The organism is Planctomycetia bacterium (assembly GCA_034440135.1).
Lineage (GTDB): Bacteria > Planctomycetota > Planctomycetia > Pirellulales > JALHLM01 > JALHLM01.
Map to the genome: position 1 here is coordinate 1 of JAWXBP010000248.1, position 13,183 is coordinate 13,183.

The following is a 13,183-nucleotide window of genomic DNA, read 5'->3' on the forward strand; positions in this document are numbered from 1 at the left end:
CGCCGCGCGGCGCTGTCTTGCCGGCGTTGGGACGTGCCGCGGCGCGGGGAGGCTCGGCGGCTGGTTGTTGGAGCGGTACCGGCACCAGTTGCCAGCCCGGCGGCGTGACCGGTTTGCTGAAGTCCTTTTGCAGGAATTGGAACTTCGGATTGATGACCGGCGTGCCGAAGACATGCACGGTGCGCGACTTGCCGTCTGGGTGATAAATCTGTAAGCCCAGCATCGTCAGCGACTCGGCGTCGAGAATGACTTGCGCGCGGCGATAATTCTGCGCGTCGGCCTGAAACTTCGGAGTTGCTTCGAGCAGCAGTTGGCCCGGTTGCGGCTTGACACCTGGTGGATCGATACGCAGCCAGTAGCGCGCCTTGAGCTTAGCGGCCTCGGTGCCGAACAAAAACGGCAGCGGTCCGTCTTCGATGCCTTTGCCCTGTAGTTGCGGCGGCAACTCGTGCGCTTCAACGCGCTTCTTGTCCGGATTGAAGAGAAAGATAGTCTTGCCGTCGGTCACCCAGTGGTCGACTTCGACGTCCTTGTCGTCGCGCGTTACATACAGCCCTTTATCGGGACGCTTGTATTTGATTTCGCCGGTGGTTTTGACCGCTACTGCCGCTTGATTGCCGGGTGCCTGGGGTGCGGCGGCGATGGCGTTTTGCCGGTATTCGAGGCGCGTAAAAGACACGGAAAACTGATCGATCTTCTTGCCTGCCGCTTCCCAGGCCTGGAGCAATTGATCCAACTGGGCTTCTTCTTGCGGCGATAACTGAAACGGCGCACGCGGCGCACCTGCCGGCACGTTGATATTGGGTCCCGGACGTTGGGCCGGAGCCTGGGCGGTGCGCGCCGCTGGTGCGGCTTGCCGCGTGGTATTCCGCTGCACGGGGACGCGCTGCGTTTGCGCGGCGAGGCCGTTCGTCAAACCGGCGACGAGCGCCAAACTCAGAGAGCCCGAAAGAATTCGTTGCATCGCCCGCCTCCATGCGTGGCAGATTGAAGCGTTACACGGCGGAGCGGCGCGCAACGGCCGCGCGCAGCATCCACCGGGGCGAGATTGTAGCGGCCGATGGTCGAAACGCCCAAGAGCGGTTTCGCGGTCTAGTTGGCGGGCTCGGTAAGCTGGCGAACTTCGCGCAAGATGCGGGTATGAATGGCGAAGAGGCCGCGCATGCGTTGCATGCCGAGGGCCTCAGCCAAGCCAAAGTGTTGGACCAGATCGCTCGGCGTGGCGAGGATTTCATCCGGCGCCGCGCCGTCGAAGGCGCTCACGAGGATGCCGACAAAGCCCTTCACGGTCGGAGCTTCCGGGGCGACGTCGGCGTGAATCCGCACCTGTCCGTCGGCCAGTTCGACCCATAAGAAGACCGGCGTTTGGCACTCTGGCACGCGGTGCAGGCCCGCGTCGCGCTCCGCGCGATACGTCTCCGGCAGCGCGGGCAGGCTCTCGGAAAAATCGAGCAGCATGATCAAACGCTCTCGCGGTTCGCAGTCGGCGAATTCGGCTTGAAGCCCGGCGAGCTTTTCTTGAACGGTAGGCATGAGGCAAAGTTGTAGGGACAAGATGAAATGGACGAGCGCGATGGTTGACTACTCGGCGCCTTCGTTCGTTGGCGCTTGGCCGAGAATTATCTGTTCAATGCGGCCCTCGCGTTCGATTTCCAGCGACAGCGGGAGCGTGGCGTTGCGGAGTAACTCGCCGCATTGCTCCGGACCATCGAAGGGCTGCTCGGCGATGGAGTAAACACGATCTCGCAGCTTCAGGCCAGCCTTGTCCGCGGGAGAACCGGGCACTACGCGCGTGAGGATCACGCTGTCTGGTTCTGCTTCATCGCCGCGCCAGGCCAGACCGAGGCGGACCGGGTTGCCGCGCAAGGCAATCGAAAGCGTGCGCGGTTCCGGTTCGTCGCCGCGACGCACCACGAGGTTGAGGGGACTTTCCGCCGCGAGCACCAGTCCGCCGAAATCGGTGGCGGCGGTGACAGGGACTCCGTTGATGCTTTCCAGCACATCGCCGACCTGCAAGCCAGCAGTTTCGCCTGGAGCGCCGGGCACGACTCGCGCAATGCGCAGGCGCGCATCATCCACTTTTTCCCAAGCGATCCCCAACCGGCTTCGCAGCGGCGCCAGCGGTTGCTCGCGCTCCGCGCGCCCTTCGGTCGTCTCGGAACGAGAACGTCGCCGGAATTCCGGCAACGTATCGGCGTCGGCCGTGGCGACGATCAGGTCGAACATCAAGGCGCTGACGCGTTGCATGCCTTCGACATTCAATAGTTCCGCATCGTCGCGGGGCGTGTGGTATTCGTCGTGCAAGCCGGTGTGCAACATTACCGACGGAAGTCCGGCGACGTAAAACGTGTAGTGGTCGCTGTCTTCGGACATCTCCCAGGTGAAATCGAGGCGCAGGCCAACCTGGTTCTGCCGACTGATAAAGCGGCGCAAGCCTTGGCCGGTGCGCGTGCCGTAGACTTCCAAGCGATCCTTCCGCAAGCGTCCGACCATGTCCATGTTGAACGCGAGCTTGACGCGGCTACGGGCGACGGTCGGCGCTTCGATCCAATGCTGCGAACCGAGCAGTCCTTTTTCCTCGCCGTCCCACAACGCGAACAACAATGTCCGGCGCGGATGCGGATTGAGCTGCACGATGGCTTCGATGCACTCCAACAAAGCCGAGGTGCCGCTGGCGTTGTCGTCGGCGCCGTTGTGAATGAATCCCGTCGGGCCGTTGCTGTTCTCGCGCGTGCCGTAGCCGACGTGATCGTAGTGAGCACCGACCAAGATGACTTCGTCCTGCAATTCGGCGTCGCTACCGGGCCAAAGCCCGAGGATGTTGCGGTAGTCGTTGCCGAATTCCTGATAGTACGGCTTAGTCGGGCCAGCCGGTTGGAGGCCGTGACGCTGGAATTCCTTGACCAGATAGCCGCCCGCGGCTCTTCCGCCGCGGCTGCCGGCCTCGCGCCCTTCGAAGGTATCGTCCGACAGCCGATCCGTATGGACTTTGAGGTCAGCGCCGCGGATCGACGCCCGGGCGGCCGCCACCGCCGCGAGGTCGGCCCCCGCGGCCTGCTGTCCAGCTTCCCCGACGCACCAGCCAAGTAGGATTGCCGATATCCACCATAACTTATGCGTCATCGCACGCTTCTCGCGCTGAGATCGATCTTGCCCAAGGCTCCGATCGATTCAATATATCGACGCGAATGCATTCTCGCAGTACGAGAATGGCGCGAAGCTTTGCGTAGCGCTCATTTGACTGTGGGAGGCGTCTCCGACGCCGATGGAGACGGCGCGGCAGCCCTCGACGCGTTGATTCAAATTCACGCTCGCGCCATCGGCGTCGGAGACGCCTCCCACAGGGTTGCTGCGGCGCTCGGTCGGTTAGAGACGAATTGTGTCGATCAAGCGCCGGCGGCCGCGCGTCGTTGGCAATGCACTGAACACCGTGGCGCCGCTTGATTCCAAATCGGCAAACGCCTGATCCCGGGCGGCGACGACTGGATTCGACGAGGTTCCTCCTGCGGCGCGAAGCTGCTGGCCCACGGCTTCGAGTTCGTAGAGCACCGTCGCGGTCGTGCCGGGCGTGGTCGACATGGTCAAGGTTCCGGCGCCATTCGCCGCACCGGAGGCGACGGTCGTGCCATTGCGGGAAAGCTCGTAAGTACCCGCCGCGGCAAGTTCATCGAAGACCAGCGTGAGCGTCACGCTCGCGGACGACGCCATGACTTTGAATGACGATGCGGCATTCACCGGTTCGACGGTCGCCGTACCGCCGGAAACCGCGACATGCAGAGGGACGCGTTCCACAAGCGCCTCAGCTTCCAGGCCGGTGAGCGCGGACGTCACCACGAAGGTCGACCCGGTTGAAGTGACCGTGTTGATGTCGCCCGACGCCGCTTCGCCGTCTTCGTCAAACAGCGAGTAGATTGCTCCGAGCGCGTCGCTGAACGTGACGATGCTGTATTGATCGAGATCGAGAAGTACCGCGTCCTGACCGCTGACCGCGAGCGGTGTGGAAGCGGTGGAAAGTCCCCGTACCTTGAGCTTGGTGTCCAGCGAAACGGCATTGTCGCGGAACACATTGTTTCTCGCCCACTCGAACAATACGGTATTCCCTTCACCATTGTTGAGGATCGTGTTGCCGGCGAACGTGTTGGCGTCGGATTCGCGAGCGCGGACCGCGTAGCCGCCGTTGTTGGCGATGGTATTGCCGGTGAAGACGTTTAATTTGGGTCGACCGTCATCGCCCGGGCTGGGCGGATCGGATCCCTGAAAGAAGCGGATGCCTTGATCCAGGTTGTCGCTGAAGACGTTGTTTTCGATGAGATTCTCGGCCGCGCCGACCGTAAAGCGGATGCCGTGCAGATTGAACCGTGCGGTGTTGTTGCGAATGACGTTGTAACGGCTGTCGAAGATGGCGATCCCGGTATCGGCGTTGCCGAGCGTGATGTTGTCCTCGATCAAGGCGTAGTCGGTACTGCGATGCAGCATGATGCCGTTGCCGCCGTTGTTGTTGCTGATATTGCCGGCGATCGTAATGTGATCGCAGCGCTTCGAGCCGATGATGCCGTGCGTGCCGTTGTCGTGCACGTAGTTGTTGGTGATGGTGAGATAGTCGGAGTCGTCGTGCGGATCGAATCCGTAGGCGACGTTGTAGGCCAACTCGTTGCCGTCCCACAGGCCCCCTTGGTGGCCGTAGGTGAAGACGCCGAAGTAATTATGGTGGATGTAGTTGTTCAGAATGTCGCCGTAGACGTTGACGACGTCGTACAGTTCGTAGTTCGGTCCGGCCTCGCCGATCACTTTCCAGGACAGTCCATAGGCTTCGCTGTTGTGCGAGCCGAGGTAGCCGATCTCGCTGTCGACGATGTCCATTCGGGATTCAAGCGGCGTGACGCCATCCGCCGCCAAGCTCGAACGGACGCGAATGTAAGCGCGGCCGAAAAAGTCGTACTCGGTGTCCGGCCCGTTCACCGCGTTATTCCACGAGGTGACGTAAGTCGAGCGGATATCGACCGTGCCATAGTCGCCACGAATCTCGACAATCGCGTTCGTCGCGAGCGTGTTTTCGCTGCGCAGGCGCAGTTGATTGACGTCCCCGCCGATGGCGGTCCCGTGTAGCAGCAGCGCGCCGCCGTTGATGATGCGAATATTCGCGTCCAGCTTCCAAATTGCCGCGCCGGCGTCGACCAGCGCCAGCGGCGCGCTGGGCACCAGGTATTTGATGTCGGACAGCGTCGCCGTGTCGCCGTCGATGTAAATGATGTTCGACGTCGCCGAATAGCTGACAAAGGCCGCCAGCACCACAATGTTGGACTGTTTGCCGGTCGCGCCAGTTGTCGTGTCCGTGACGACGATCGCCCGGTTCTGCGCCGTGTTGCGCAGCACTGCCGTGAACTCCTTCGCGCCCGCATCCACCGGAGTGAACGTGTACGGCGCCGGCAGGATGGCATTAGTGTCGCCGCTGGTAAAGGCAATTGTGCCCACGTAGTTCAGCACGACATTGCCATAGACATCGAGCGCGGAAACGCTCAGCGGATGCGCGTCGCCGGCAATCGTCGGCGAAGTGAAGCCCTCGACTTTAAAGGCCGCCAGGTCTGCGTGGACCACGGTTCCGGCCCTGACCGTCGTGAAAACGCCTGAGGCGATGTCCGTGAAGGTCAGTGTTTGCGGACCCGCCGTTTTCAACGTGACGCTGATTTGTTTGCTACCGGCGTCCGCCGACGTCATGGTGACGCTGCCTGGCACTCCGCCAAAAGGATCGGACGTGGTGACTGAAACCGTTCCAACGTAGCTCTGAAACACGCCGCCACCGACATCGAGCGCGCCGATGGTAACCGTCTGCGTCGCGCCCGCGGTGCTGATTGGCGCCGTTCCGGTGGCGCTGAACCCCGTCAATCCATGTGCGACGACAGTGATACCGGTCAGGCTCTTGTTGAAGCCTCCTGCCGTGTCAGTCGCTTTCACCCAGACGCCAGTGTCGCCGGTCACGAGCGTCACCGGCAACGTGGCGACGCCGGCATTCGCCGTGGTGAAGCTGAAGTTCGGCGGCAGGATTGCGGCCGCGTCCTTGCTCGTGATCTGCACTGTGCCGGCGTAGCCGGTGGCGACGTTGTTATAAGCGTCGAGCGCCGTGACGGTCAGCCCATATTGCTGGCCGGCGTCGGCGACGGACGGAATTCCATCCAGCGCGAGCTTCGACGCGGCGCCTGGAATAATGCTGAATGTCCGCACATAGACGCCGCCGGCGGTCCCATTGCCATCGCCGTCGAGCATTTCACCTTGCAGGTCGACAATCGTGTCATACGCGGTGAGACGATAGGCGCCGACGGGAATCCGATCAAACTTGACCGTGGCGGTACGGCCGGAATACGTCGGCGTGGTCGGATAGAGCACGTCGTCCGAGGTGTTGAACAAGGAATCTGCGCCGGCGGCGCGCAGATCGTAGTTCGACGATACAGCGCCGCCGGTGACGGTTTCACTGAACACGACTTTGATCGACGTGATGCCGGCCACGATCGAGGGATTGCCGTTCAGCGCTGGCGTGGTCGACTCGACAAACGGAGCGCCCGCTAGCAGGCAGCGGCGCTCGAGCGGCTCGCCGTGAAGGCGAACGGAAGAGTTCAGGCAGGCAGGGACGCGGGAGGTTCGTCTGGAGCGCATATCAAGGGATTCCGGATTTGAGAAAGGGCGTCCTTGCGGGAATAGATCGGTGCGCCGACCGCCGGCGGGGGCCGCCGGGCATCCGAGCCCGACGACCACCAGGCAGGCAGTTCTTTGAACAAATCAACGATGAGTACGACGGGCGGCGGCCCGCTATGCACGCCGCGCCACGGCGGCCGCGGCGCGTGGCCGGGGCGACTTCACGCGTTTCAACGATTTATGCGACCCGCTGAGAGCCACGGTCGGCACGTCCACGTCGGCGACGGACTCCGCGTGCGCGGCGATGGTTCGGCCGGCGCCGGTCAGATCGATGACCATGGGGGGACATTCCATGCTGCACGCGACGTCAAACAAGTCGTTGTCGTCGCGCGTTAGCACCAGCGCGTCGGCATGCGCCAGCAACTCTTCGGCGGTGCCGACCAGGCGATTGGCGAGATGCGGAATGTGATGCTCGATGTAATCCCGATTCGCCCCCGTCAGTCGCGCCGTCTTCACAGCGGCGTCGAGGATTCGCAAGTCGTACCCCTTGCCGATCAGGTATTCGGCGATCGTGACCATCGGACTTTCACGCAAGTCGTCGGTGCCTGGCTTGAAGGCCAGCCCGTCCATGGCGATGCGGCGATGGCCATTGAGATGCAGCACCGCATCGTAAGCGCGATGTTTGTGCGCTTCGTTGCTGAGACCAATGGATCGCAGCAACGGCGTGTCCACGCAATGCTTGGTCGCCAGCGAAACCACGGCGCTCAAGTCTTTCGGCAGACAAGAGCCGCCGTAGGGCATGCCGGGACGAAGGTATGCTGGCGAGATGTTCAACTTGCGATCCATCGTGAGCAATCGCATGACGGCGCGGCCGTCGACGCCCAGTTCCGAGCAGAGCGAGCCGACTTCGTTGGCGAAGGCGACCTTCATCGCGTGGAACACATTGCAGAGCGTCTTGAGCATTTCCGCCTGCTTATACTGCACCCATTCGATCCGCTCCGGATCGACGGCCATCAGCGCGGCAATGGCGCCTTTTTCCACGTCGGGCTGACCGTCAGCCGTGCCGACCACGACGAGCGGCGGGTCGAAATAATCGCGCACGGCAGTGCATTCGCGGAGATATTCCGGGACGATCACGATGCTCACATGGCCGTTGGATTTTCCTGTTGGGCCTAGGATCGCTGGAACGAGCAGCCCTTCCACCGTGCCCGGCGCGACCGTGCTGCGCATGATGACGAGGTGCGGCTCCGTCTTCTTGCTGAGCGCCGCGCCGATAGCCTTCGCGGTGGCCATCACCGCGGACAGATCGTGCGAACCGTCGCGGCCGGTCGGCGTGCCGACGCAAATGAGCGTGGCGTCCGTGTCCAGTACCGCTTGCTCCGCGTTGGTGGTGGCGGTGATCCGCTTGGCGAGATGCCCTTCGGTCAACAACTCGTCGACTTGCGGCTCGACGACCGAGGCGATGCCGTTGGCGATCGCATTCACTTTGGATTCCACGACGTCGACGCCGATCACGTGATGACGCAGACGAGACAAACAGGCGACGCTGACGCAGCCGACGTAGCCCAATCCGAAGACGCTAACTCTCATCGATTCAACTCCTGGGGATTCCGAAAAGTGATGGCGGAAGTTTCGAGGGAATGCACGGCGCTGGCGTCATGCTCGGCAATCGGCCTAGCGCCGAAAAACAATTTGGATTCAAGCAGCTCCGGTTCCAGATGCACCGCGAGTTCCAATGACGCTCGCTTCGTGGTGATCAGCGGCAACTCGTGGAGGAACGGAATGAACTGCGTTACCGCGCCCACGCTCAACACGAAGGCTGTCACTGCGACGCAGCAATAGAAAGTCGCTAGTCGGCGCCGCAGACCCGCGAACGGTACGGAGCGCGACGAATCGAGCGTGCGGTTGCCGCGATTGAGCCAGGTCTGCTTGACCGGGTGGAACACGACCCAGACCTTCACGGCGGCCCCTACCCATTCCGACGCGACTTGCAACGGGATGTACCAGAGCGAGATTCGCCGGCTGTGTTTCCAGGCCGACGCCACGCGGAACGTGCGTGTCGCCAGTAGCCACAGCACATAGCTCGCGGTGATTCCCCAGCGGCCGTGCCAGATGCTCAGCAGCATGCCGGTCGGCCCGATCAGCACCGTCCAAAAAGAAATCTTCTGATCGACGCAACAGAGCCAGGGAAAAAGACCGAGTCGTTGAGGACCAAGCGACATCGCACGGCCGGAATTGCGAAGCATATTGCCCGACCAGCGTTTGAGATTGGCCACGGCGCGATGGAACGGATTTTCGTTCACCGCTTCATAGGTCGTGACCATCGCGTCGGGGACATATAGCGTTTGGTAACCGTTGGCGGAGAGCCAATACCAGGAGCTTTTGTCATCCCCGGAGAACATCTGGTATTCGCCGAACAGCCAGTTGTGCAGGTTGTCGCTTTCGATCTGCTCGATGAAGCGCTCGCTGGTGACGACGTCGGCGCGGAACACCGAGAAGCGCCCAGTGAGGCAGAGGAGATGTTTCGATAAGGACACCGAACACATGTAGAGATGACGTTGCCCAAAGCGGAGCTTGATCCATTCCGTGTACCACATGGGGGCTTCAATCACGGCGCACTCGTTCGTCGTGACGGCGCCGACCTTGAGATCGAGCCGGAACATCGGCAGCACCTTGGCAAAGGCGCCCAGGTCCGGCGCGCTATCGCCGTCCATCAGTACGACCACGCCGTCAGGATCCACGCCCATCGCGGCGATGTGCTTCAAGCCCGAGGCGATCGCAGGTCGTTTCCCACAGTCGCCGCGCAGCAGCACCAATTCCGGCGCGCCGTTGATAGTCCAGGCGTCCCTTTCTGAATCCACGGCAGTGCGGAACTCTCTCTCCACCGCCACGTCGTCCTCCGGCGATCCGGTGACGAACACGAGCCGCGGCGATCGCTTCAAGCCGGTGAGTTGGCCGAATTCTTTGACGACGGCCCAGATCACCGCCCGAGTAATCGCGGAGCGCTCGCGGTAGGTCGTCGCCAAGACGACAACGTCGGTAACTCCGCCTTGCGCTTGTACGGCACGCCGTGCGGCGGCTGCCCAGCGGGGATAGACGATGTAGCGGTAGATGATGGCGCGAACGCAATGCAGCAAGCCCCAGCCCCAGCGCCAAATGCCGATCAATCCCAGAGCGATCCAAAGTCCCGTGGATTGCCGCGACTCAATCTCGGTCTCCAACGTCATCGCAGCGCCCAAGCCGACGCACAGCATGACGATCATCATGCCGCACTGGTACTTCCAGTCCGCAATGCGTTCCGGCGGGATCGAATTAGCATCCGGCGTCGGTGACATTTAAGGGTCTCGTGGTGCGGTGGCGAAGTGCGCGCAGTTCCAGACAGCGTCAACATTGCCGCACTTTTGCAAGTACAGAACGTGAGCGCGGCAAACCTTGGGATTGCAACACACTCCAAAGGAGTCGCAGGCGGGGCGCGATCGAGGCGGGCGAAAGCGCTAGGCGGGCGCTTACTTTTCAGCTACGCGCGGAGCGGGCTGGAACCAAGCGGATAGGGCCGCGAGTGGCGGCGGTTGATCGGTGCCGATGCCGACCATCGCGGAGAGACCCGGCATCAACCGGACGCCTGGCTCGGCGGGCAACATGATTTGCACGGCGACCTTTGAAGTATCAGTCGCCTGCATCGGTTGACGCGTGTTCGCGGCCGCGCTTTGCAACTCGCCGTCGGAGAGCACGCCAATGGCTTTGACACGTCCTACGATGACGCGTTCTGGATAGGCTGCGAAACGCACATCCACGGCGCGATCGACTTGCACGTCGTCCAGAGCGGATTCGTCGACCCAGGCTTCCACCCAGAGCCGATCCCCCGTCCAGAGTGCAACAATCGGATAGCCGACGCGAACGCTAGCACCGGCCTCGGCGAGCCGCTGGGCGACCCAACCGTTTTCCGGAGCGCGAATCACGGTCGAGTCGAGGTCGGCCTGCGCCGTCGCGAGCTTGGCCTTCGCTACGTTGATTTCTTCGGCCAGCACGCTCAGCCTGGCCACGCGCACTTCAAGGCCCTGGAGCGCCACGCGATCGTTGTCGTTGTCGCTCTGCGCGGCGGAGTGCTGGGCCTCGACGGCGAGGTGATTCGCCATCGCGGTTTCGTGTTGCAGGTGAATGTCATCGGATTCGCTGCGCGATAGCGTCCCCGGGCGGGTGATCCGCGTGATCCGATCGACCTCGTTTCCCCAGCGCTTTACGGCGCTCTGGGCGGCGGTAATATTGGCTTTCGCCGCTTGGAGTTGCGCGCTTGAGGCGGCCAGCGAGAGCGCCAAGGACTGGCGATCGACTTCGAGCATTTTCCGCTCGTTGTCGAGCGTGTCGGTGGCCCGCTGCAATTCGGCCTTCGCTTGCTGTAACTGGGCCAGTTGCCATTGATCTTCGAGACGCGCGAGCACGTCTCCTTTGAAGACCCGCTGGTCGGGCTCCACGTCGACCGTCGCGATGCGACCCTCGATGCGGGCGCCGACTCGCGAAACGACTCCCCGGACGATCGCGTCTCGGGTGACGACATGGTCGTAACGGTAGGCCACCCAACTGCCGACCAACCACAACAGCGCGACGCACGCCGTGACCAACAAAAGACTTCTTCTCCACCAACGTCCGTGCTTCCAGCGACCGGATTTCTCCGTGTTCGACTGCATAGAGCTGCCCCCTTCTACGCTTGATGTCGACTGCCGCGACGGCCTGCCGAGCAGGTCGAGGCGACGTCAAATTGTAGGAACTGCCGATTTCCTCGCTTGTTCGAGAAAGCGCGCAAATCACTCGATGCCATGAGCGCCGCCACGTCCTGCAATGTTCGTTCATCGCGCCCAACGCGCGACCACGGACAAAGCTCGACAACGAAGCGAACAACTCATGTTCGCCGATGCAGCCGTTCGCAACTTCCGTGCCGCAAGGTTGACGTGAACCGCGCACTTTGACAAATAATGCCAAAAAACAGCGTGTTTTCCGGGGTGCGCGCTCTATTTTTGATAAAGCGAATTCACGAAATGTTCGTCGCTGGGCAGCGCGCCAGACGTCCGCGTCCATTGCGCTAACCCGAAACTAAATCAATTCGACTGAATTGCCATTGCCGATGCACGGCAAATGCGCACAGCGCGAACACGATTTCAGCACGGACCGCTTCTATCGAAAATACTTATACCATGCGCGTGTAAGTGACACGGCATCTGGGCGCAATGACACGGCCGTCAAACTGCGCAAACTATCAGAAGTCGCACTGCACGATGGAGCAATCGTCGTCCAGCACGCCGGGTCCGTGCAACGCGCCGATATGCGCCAAGAGTTCGTCGAGTGAGTTCGACGTCGCACGATGTTCAGCGACAAATTCGATCATTTCCGGCAGCGTCCAGGTGCTGCCGTCGAGACATTGAATTTCGAAGGCGCCGTCACTGAAGATGAGCAAGGACGCTGGTTCGCTGAGCTGCGTAGATACGTTCTCGAAACCCATGTCCATGCCGAAGCCCACCGATGGCCCGGTCGATTCCAACAGAATCGGCGCCGCGGAGCCCATGAATAGCGCCGCTGGCGGGTGGCCTGCGCCGGCGTGAATCAACGTCCGCGTGCTGGGCCGATAGACGCCATACCAGATCGTAAAATACTTGCCGTCGTGCTTGTCCATATCGAAGGCCAGGCACAATCCGTCGAGCACTTGCGCGGGATCGCGGAAATCGACATTCGGCAAACTTTGTGAGCCGATCACGTTCATCGCCGAGACCGACATCAGCGACGCCCCGACGCCATGCCCGCTGACGTCGAGCAAGTAGAGGCAGAACTGGTCGTCGTCGAGCCAATGATATCCGAAGGAATCTCCGCCCAGCGACAACGACGGTACGAACCGCCAGTCGGTGCGGACTGGCCCCTCCGTGAGCGGTTGCGGCAAGAGTGAGCGAACGTAGTTGGCCGCCTGCTCGATCTCGTCGGCGAGTTGCCGGCGGCTTTCGTCCAAGCGGTGATACGCTTCATTTCGCTCGCGCAGGGCGATATATCCACGGGAGTGGTAGCGAATCCGCGCGATCAGTTCCAGCTTGTCGGGCAACTTCACGACGTAGTCGTTCGCACCGAGGGCAAACGCCTCGGCCTTCACGGCAGGGTCTTCCTTCGTCGAGAGTACGATCAAAGGCACGTCACGGGTGCGCGGATTTGCGCGAAAGAACTTTACGAGTGTCAGCCCGTCGACCTCGGGCATGACGAGGTCTTGCAGGATGACCGTCGGCCCGGTTTCGTTCGCGCGGCGCAAGGCCTCGGTCGGGTCGGAGCAATAGTGAAACACGATGTCGCGCTCGTCGGCCAGCATGCGTCGGATCGACTCCGCGACGAGCGGCTGGTCGTCGACCAAAAGCACGGTGACCGGAATGCTGGCGACGGGCGAATCGGACGCCTTCGAGGTATTCAATGGTGCGGCCATAGTGTGCAAGCGATGAGAGTGGACGGGCGCCTGCATTATGCTTGGCGGCGCCCGGCTGAGATAGCGCCAGGGCGGCGCAGCGGCCGCCCGCCGACATCAGACCGT

General features: G+C 62.0%; 8 protein-coding genes. All 8 read right to left on the reverse strand.

Annotated elements, in window-relative coordinates; all coding sequences use genetic code 11:
- Positions 1 to 964: hypothetical protein (locus SGJ19_15045; protein ID MDZ4781565.1), on the reverse strand; the 964-nt coding region annotated here is incomplete at its 3' end.
- 128 nt (positions 965 to 1,092) lie between these two features.
- Positions 1,093 to 1,533, reverse strand: a complete 441-nt coding sequence (locus SGJ19_15050; protein MDZ4781566.1) for a SufE family protein — start codon at positions 1,531 to 1,533, stop codon at positions 1,093 to 1,095.
- A 48-nt stretch (positions 1,534 to 1,581) separates the two neighbouring features.
- Positions 1,582 to 3,123 (reverse strand): M20/M25/M40 family metallo-hydrolase, encoded by a 1,542-nt coding sequence (locus SGJ19_15055; protein MDZ4781567.1) that lies wholly within the window; start codon positions 3,121 to 3,123, stop codon positions 1,582 to 1,584.
- Positions 3,124 to 3,366: 243 nt separating this feature from the next.
- Positions 3,367 to 6,648 carry a right-handed parallel beta-helix repeat-containing protein gene (locus SGJ19_15060; protein ID MDZ4781568.1) on the reverse strand — a complete coding sequence of 1,094 codons (3,282 nt, stop codon included), beginning with the start codon at positions 6,646 to 6,648 and terminating at the stop codon, positions 3,367 to 3,369.
- A 153-nt stretch (positions 6,649 to 6,801) separates the two neighbouring features.
- Positions 6,802 to 8,217, reverse strand: a complete 1,416-nt coding sequence (locus SGJ19_15065) for a nucleotide sugar dehydrogenase (protein ID MDZ4781569.1) — start codon at positions 8,215 to 8,217, stop codon at positions 6,802 to 6,804.
- On the reverse strand, positions 8,214 to 9,962 hold the full coding sequence (locus SGJ19_15070; GenBank protein ID MDZ4781570.1) for a glycosyltransferase: 1,749 nt from the start codon (positions 9,960 to 9,962) through the stop codon (positions 8,214 to 8,216). Before SGJ19_15070 ends, SGJ19_15065 begins: the two co-directional genes overlap by 4 nt.
- Positions 9,963 to 10,133: 171 nt before the next feature.
- A complete protein-coding gene (locus SGJ19_15075) occupies positions 10,134 to 11,312 on the reverse strand; it encodes an efflux RND transporter periplasmic adaptor subunit (protein MDZ4781571.1) in 1,179 nt (392 codons plus the stop codon).
- Between the two features lie 566 nt (positions 11,313 to 11,878).
- On the reverse strand, positions 11,879 to 13,078 hold the full coding sequence (locus tag SGJ19_15080) for a SpoIIE family protein phosphatase (GenBank protein ID MDZ4781572.1): 1,200 nt from the start codon (positions 13,076 to 13,078) through the stop codon (positions 11,879 to 11,881).
- Positions 13,079 to 13,183 lie beyond the last annotated feature (105 nt).

What these genes read in the sequence shown, in the direction of transcription:
- SGJ19_15080 (MDZ4781572.1), bottom strand. Translation starts at nt 13,078, where the DNA reads ATGGCCGCACCATTGAATACCTCGAAGGCGTCCGATTCGCCCGTCGCC.
- SGJ19_15070 (MDZ4781570.1), bottom strand. Translation starts at nt 9,962, where the DNA reads ATGTCACCGACGCCGGATGCTAATTCGATCCCGCCGGAACGCATTGCG.
- SGJ19_15060 (MDZ4781568.1), bottom strand. Translation starts at nt 6,648, where the DNA reads ATGCGCTCCAGACGAACCTCCCGCGTCCCTGCCTGCCTGAACTCTTCC.
- SGJ19_15050 (MDZ4781566.1), bottom strand. Translation starts at nt 1,533, where the DNA reads ATGCCTACCGTTCAAGAAAAGCTCGCCGGGCTTCAAGCCGAATTCGCC.
- SGJ19_15065 (MDZ4781569.1), bottom strand. Translation starts at nt 8,217, where the DNA reads ATGAGAGTTAGCGTCTTCGGATTGGGCTACGTCGGCTGCGTCAGCGTC.
- SGJ19_15075 (MDZ4781571.1), bottom strand. Translation starts at nt 11,312, where the DNA reads ATGCAGTCGAACACGGAGAAATCCGGTCGCTGGAAGCACGGACGTTGG.
- SGJ19_15055 (MDZ4781567.1), bottom strand. Translation starts at nt 3,123, where the DNA reads ATGACGCATAAGTTATGGTGGATATCGGCAATCCTACTTGGCTGGTGC.